The organism is Amycolatopsis sp. NPDC004368, from assembly GCF_053602515.1.
Map to the genome: position 1 here is coordinate 1 of NZ_JBSGDT010000079.1, position 5,696 is coordinate 5,696.

A 5,696-nucleotide genomic window follows, 5' to 3' on the forward strand; every position below is an offset into this window, starting at 1 on the left:
CGACCCCAAACCCTTCGTCTGGACCAAAACCGCCGACCAGATCCTCGACACCCTCGCCGCATACTGCCAACGAATTAACGACTCAGGACACTAGCGTTTCGGCCCATGATCACTCGCCTCATTCTCACGGCCGCGGCGGCCGCCGGTGTCGCGTTCGCGGTGCCGGCCGTCGCGTCGGCCGCGACCGGACCCCTCGTGCAGCCCCTGGCCGTCTCCGCGGCCGAACAGCAGGCCGTGCTCGACTACTGGACCCCCGACCGCATGGACGCGCTCACGCAGCCGTCGTCGGACCACCCCGCCGACGAGCGGTCCCGACGGAGCGCCCTGGACCGCCTCGAACGCCGCCGCGAAAACCGTCGGCCGGCTGTTCTTTACCGACCACGGTGAGGACGCGAGCTGCACGGCGACGGTGGTGAACAGCGCCAACCGCAGCACCGTCGTCACGGCGGGGCACTGCGTGAACAACACCAACCTCCTCGGTGAGGACAACCAGTGGAACACCCACTCGATGTTCGTTCCGGGCTACCACGACGGGCAGGCGCCGTACGGGAAGTTCGTCGGCCGCTTCGGCGTCGCGGACCGCACATGGCTCGAGAACGACGCGATCAACTCCGAGAAGTTCGATCCCTACGACCAGTCCTTCGTCGTCCTCAACCGCGGCGCTCACGGCTCATTCGTGCAGGACGAGGTCGGCGCGGCGCAGAAGATCGGCTTCGACCGGCCGGGCAGCGCCGATGTGGTGCAGTTCGGTTACCCGCGTGCCTCGACGGACCCCGCGCGCGCGGGCCTGCCGGAGTACATCGGCTCACGCCTGGCATTCTGCACGGGCCGGACGCTGCAGTGGCCGGGCACCGCGGACTTCCCCGCGGGCCCGAACCTGTGGGGCACCGCCTGCGTGATGGGCGGCGGCTCCAGCGGCGGTCCGCGCCTCGCCGACTTCAACCCGACGACCGGCCTCGGCACGGTCGTCGGCCACAACACCCAGGGCGGCTTCTTCGACGCCACGGGCAAGGCGTGCGAGCGTGACGCGGGTTGTCAGCGTTATCTCGTGGGACCGCAGTTCAGCAAGGCGATCACGAAGCCGTTGTTCGAAGCGGCTCAGCACGCCTGATCAGGTACGACAAAGGCCGGGCAGCCCTGCCCGGCCTTTGTCGAGAAATCACTACTTCGCGGACGGAACCCGCAGCAGCAGCGCGTCACCCTGACCGCCGCCGCCGCACAGGGCCGCGGCGCCCAGGCCGCCGCCGCGGCGGCGGAGTTCGTGGATGAGGTGCACGGCCAGCCGGGCGCCCGAGGCGCCGATCGGGTGGCCCAGGGCGATGGCGCCGCCGTTGACGTTGACGATCGACGGGTCCAGGCCGAGCTTCTCGCCGGCCACGACGCCGACCGCGGCGAACGCTTCGTTGATCTCCACCAGGTCGAGGTCGCTCACGTCGAGCTTGGCCTTCGCGAGGGCCTTCCGGATGGCGTTGGACGGCTGCTCGTGCAGCGACGCGTCGGGGCCGGCGACGACGCCGTGGGCGCCGATCTCGGCGAGCGGCGTGAGGCCCAGCTGCGCGGCCTTCTCCGGGCTGGCCACGATCACCGCGGCGGCGCCGTCGGAGATCTGGGAGGAGGAGCCGGCCGTGATGGTGCCGTCGGAGGCGAAGGCGGGGCGCAGCTTGGCCAGGCCGTCGACCGTGGTGTCGGCGCGGACGCCCTCGTCGGTGTCGAAGACGACGGGGTCACCCTTGCGCTGCGGGATCGTGACGGGCGCGATCTCCTCGCGGAAGAAGCCGGCCTCGATGGCGGCGGCGGCGCGCTGGTGCGAGCGCGCGGAGAACTCGTCCTGCTGCTCGCGCGTGATGCCGTAGCGGGTGTTGTGCTTCTCCGTCGACGCGCCCATGGCGACCTGGTCGAAGGCGCAGAACAGACCGTCGTAGGCCATGTGGTCGAGCATGGTCACGTCGCCGTACTTGAAGCCGCCGCGTGATTTCGGCAGCAGGTGCGGCGCCTGCGTCATCGACTCCTGGCCGCCGGCCACGACGAGGTCGAACTCGCCGGCGCGGATCAGCTGGTCGGCGAGCGCGATGGCGTCGAGGCCCGAGAGGCACACCTTGTTGATCGTGAGCGCCGGGACGTCCATCGAGATGCCCGCGGCGACGGCGGCCTGCCGCGCCGGGATCTGGCCCGCGCCGGCGGTGAGGACCTGGCCCATGATCGTGTACTCGACCTCGGACGGCGAGACCCCGGCCTGCTCGAGCGCTGCCTTGATCGCGATGCCGCCGAGCTGGGCACCGGTGAAGTCCTTCAGCGAGCCGAGCAGCCGCCCGATGGGGGTACGGGCAGCGCCCAGGATCACGGAACCGGACACGTCGTCCTCCCAAGAAGTCTGTACACCTACAGTCTCACGACTGTACCCGCGCCCGCGGCTTCTTGATGGAGCCAGTGTGAGGGGACGCACGTCACCTCCGGGGGTTTCCCCCGGCGCCTATCCTGCCCCCATGAACACTGACGCGCGGGCCGTGCTCAAGCCGTTCGTGACCGCGATCGACCACGTCGGGATCGCGGTGCCGAACCTCGACGAGGCCATCGCGTTCCACCAGGAGCACTTCGGCCTGGAGGTCGCGCACGAGGAGGTGAACGAGGAGCAGGGCGTCCGCGAGGCGATGCTGCGCGCGCCCGGTACCGCGGGTACCGAGACGATGATCCAGCTCCTCGCCCCGCTGCGCGAGGACTCGACGATCGCGAAGTTCCTCGGGCGCAGCGGTCCCGGCCTGCAGCAGCTCGCCTTCCGGGTGTCCGATGTGGACGCCGCGGCCGCGGCGCTGCGCGAGCAGGGGCTGCGGCTGCTGTACGACAACGCCAAGCGCGGGACGTCGGACAGCCGGGTGAACTTCGTGCACCCGAAGGACGCCGGCGGGGTGCTGGTGGAGCTGGTGGAACCGGCCGGGAGCAAGACCGGGCACTGAGCCGGGCCGGGCACTAAGGCTTGTCGGCCTTCGCCTTCGCCGAAAGAGCGTTGGCCAGGAAGGTGAGCTCGCCGTCGAACTCGGCGGGGCGGTCGTCGCCCGAGTGGCGGGCGGTGGCGTGGCGGTGGCTGACGGCGCGGGCGAGGAGGCCGGACGCGCTGTCGAGGTCGGCGTTGGGCAGGCGGCCGCCGGTGGCGGAGGCGATCACGGAGCGCACGAGGCTCACGAGCTGCTGGAAGCGTTCGCCGAGGGCGTCGCGGACGACGTAGTGGGTGTCGGCCTCGCGCCAGAGCAGGTGGGAGAGGCCGAGGGAGCCGGTGAAGCGGCGGTCGAGCTCCGAGACCAGGCGGCGCAGCGACCCGGCGAGATCACCGGGCACCACCACGGCGGCGGGCTCGATGTGCTCGTCGGGCAGCCGGTCGACCAGGGCCGCGAGCAGGTCGGACTTGCGGCGGAAGTAGTAGTGGACCAGACCCTTCGGCACCCCGGCGCGCTCCGCGATGCGGGACGTCGGGGTGGCGTCGAAGCCGGACTCGGCGAAGAGCGCCTCCGCGGCACCCAGGATCCGCTCCTTCGCCGAGTCGTCCGTCATGTCAGCTCCTTCAGTGCGGCATCGCCGTCCGGTGGGCGGCGTTGGCCATCGGCATCGCGGCGGCGCCGGCGATGATCGTGAGCGCACCGGCGACCCAGGACGTCCAGGACGCCCCGTTGAACTCGGTGTACCCCATCACCCACGGGGCGATGAAGAGCAACACCCCGAGGACGATCTGGATGCCCTCGCCGTAGACGGCACCGGGCGCCGCGAGCGACACCAGGCCGTCGATGGCGATCAGCGCACCGAGGATCACCATCGTCCACATCGTCATCGTGTCCGTGCTCAGCCAAAGGGGTGAAAGAGCGGCGACAACACCGATGACGACCTCGGCCCAGTCGTGGGGCCGCGTCCAGGCGCGCGTCGAGACTTCACTCATTCGTGCTCACCTCCGCCGGAGAACCTGCTGGTTGAAAAGTTTCCCTGCGTCGATCATGCGCCTTGGTTGGCCAGCCGGTCAAGATTGGTTCGTCACAGTTGCGTGGAGGTGGCTCGCACGCCGCCGGGCTACTGTGTTGGGCCGCTCGGCGCAGGGCCGGGGGGACAGCGTGGGTGCTCACCCGTCCGTGACCCCGTAGCGGCTACGGTAGGTGCCATGAGCCTTGGCGAGGAACGGGAGCTTGTGCCGCTGGGAGCCGGCTTCGACGTGGCGAAGCGCGGGTACAGCCGAGCGCAGGTCGACGAGCACCTGGAACGGCTGGACTCCGACCTGAAGATGCTGACCGGCGACCGCGACGCCGCCATTGCTCAGGCGGGCGATCTGGCCCGGCAGCTGGAGATCGCCCGCGGTGAGATCGCCGATCTGCGCGGGCAGGTCGACCGGCTCGCCCAGCCGCCGACGAGCGTCGAAGGCCTGTCCGAGCGGCTGCAGCGCATGCTGCGCCTGGCGCAGGACGAGTCGGCCGACACGCGGGCGCGCGCCGAGGCCGAGGCCGGTCACATCCGCGCGAAGGCCGAGACCGACGCCAGCGCCATGCGCGCCCGGTACGAGCAGCTGCTCACCGAGCTCGACCTGCGGCGCAAGGAGATGGAAGCCGAGCACCGCAAGGTCCTCGAGGACGCGCGCGCCGAGGCCAAGTCCATCACCGACAAGGCCGAAGCCGAGCGCAACAAACTCGACGCGGAGTCCGAGGCCCGCCGCACGCAGGTCGAAGAGGACTTCGAGATCGCCATGGCCGCCCGCCGCACCGAGGCGATGCGCGTGCTGGCCGAGCAGGAGGCCGCGTCGAAGGCCGAAGCCGAGCGCCGCGTGCGCGAGGCCGCCGAGGACGCAGCCGCCATCCGCGCCAAGGTGCTCGAAGAGGAAACAGCGGCCCGCGCCGAGATCGAACGCCGCCAGCGCGAATCCGTGGCCGACGCGAACAAGCGCAAGCAGGACTCGATCACCGAGGCCAACGCCCGCCTCGCCGAAGCCGCCGACGAGGCGCGCCGCCGCGTCCGCACGGCCACCGACGAGTCCAACCGGCGCATCACTCAGGCCAACGAGCGCGTCGAGGCGCTGCGCAACGTGCGCACCAGCCTGGCCGAGCAGGTCCGCCAGGCGCGCACCGTGCTCGCCGAGGCCCACCACGTCCTGGGTGAGACGGACACGGTGGTTCCGGCGGACATCAAGGCCGCAGTGGAACCGAAGAAGACCCCGGCTCCGGTTGCCGCCGCTTCCGCCGAAGACCAGGTCGAAAAGACGGTCCGCCTGCGCACCAGCGACGTCCCCAAACCCCCGACACCCAAGCCCCCGACGCCCCAGCCCCAGACACCCCAGCCCCAGCCTGCCTCCCGCCAGGCCGGCAAACCCACGGGCGACTGAGGTTCAGTCAGGCTCATCTGTCTCAAGCAACCCGGGTCTCACGGCCCGGGTTGCTTGCTTTCCACCCAAACACGCTCCCCTGGACCAACCTCGCGGCCGGGGTGCTCGCTCCCACTCATCGGGAACTTCCAGACCCGCACAACCCTCGCGCCCCTCGGATCACCGGGCAAACGCGGAGCGCACTCACACCGGCCGGCCAAGCCTCCGAGGTAACCACAGAGCGAGATCGCGCCGGTGTTTGGTTCGAGCGGTGCGATCGGCCGCCAGGCCGATCCGACCGCTCGAACCAAGATAGGAAGATCACACGTCTTAACACCAGTCACAGAAGATTGGTTCTGGTTTGGCGTGG

At 70.5% G+C, this 5,696-nt stretch carries 7 protein-coding genes; 4 read left to right on the forward strand and 3 right to left on the reverse strand.

Annotated elements, in window-relative coordinates:
• Positions 1-105: 105 nt before the first annotated feature.
• Both ACWEOE_RS41950 and ACWEOE_RS41955 read left to right on the forward strand, forming a co-directional pair.
• Positions 106-387, forward strand: coding sequence for a hypothetical protein (locus ACWEOE_RS41950; RefSeq protein ID WP_452019401.1), 282 nt, complete (start codon positions 106-108; stop codon positions 385-387).
• A 25-nt stretch (positions 388-412) separates the two neighbouring features.
• Positions 413-1,111, forward strand: coding sequence for a trypsin-like serine peptidase (locus ACWEOE_RS41955; RefSeq protein WP_452019403.1), 699 nt, complete (start codon positions 413-415; stop codon positions 1,109-1,111).
• Between the two features lie 51 nt (positions 1,112-1,162).
• Here ACWEOE_RS41955 and ACWEOE_RS41960 read toward each other — a convergent pair whose 3' ends face one another.
• Positions 1,163-2,353: an acetyl-CoA C-acetyltransferase gene (locus ACWEOE_RS41960; RefSeq protein WP_452019405.1), complete on the reverse strand. Its 1,191-nt coding sequence runs from the start codon at positions 2,351-2,353 to the stop codon at positions 1,163-1,165.
• Positions 2,354-2,483: 130 nt separating this feature from the next.
• On the opposite strand from ACWEOE_RS41960, the gene mce reads away from it, so the two are divergent.
• Entirely contained in the window at positions 2,484-2,951 is a 468-nt protein-coding gene (gene mce, locus ACWEOE_RS41965) for a methylmalonyl-CoA epimerase (protein WP_452019407.1), read from the forward strand.
• Between the two features lie 13 nt (positions 2,952-2,964).
• On the opposite strand, the gene ACWEOE_RS41970 is transcribed toward mce, so the two are convergent.
• Together ACWEOE_RS41970 and ACWEOE_RS41975 are read right to left on the reverse strand one after the other, a co-directional pair.
• Positions 2,965-3,543 carry a TetR/AcrR family transcriptional regulator gene (locus tag ACWEOE_RS41970; RefSeq protein WP_452019409.1) on the reverse strand — a complete coding sequence of 193 codons (579 nt, stop codon included), beginning with the start codon at positions 3,541-3,543 and terminating at the stop codon, positions 2,965-2,967.
• Positions 3,544-3,553: 10 nt separating this feature from the next.
• A complete protein-coding gene (locus ACWEOE_RS41975; protein ID WP_452019411.1) occupies positions 3,554-3,922 on the reverse strand; it encodes an SPW repeat domain-containing protein in 369 nt (122 codons plus the stop codon).
• A gap of 216 nt (positions 3,923-4,138) precedes the next feature.
• Between ACWEOE_RS41975 and ACWEOE_RS41980 the strand changes: the two genes are divergently transcribed.
• The gene (locus tag ACWEOE_RS41980; RefSeq protein WP_452019413.1) at positions 4,139-5,347 is read left to right on the forward strand and encodes a chromosome segregation protein; all 1,209 of its coding nucleotides are present in this window, start codon (positions 4,139-4,141) and stop codon (positions 5,345-5,347) included.
• Positions 5,348-5,696: the final 349 nt, after the last annotated feature.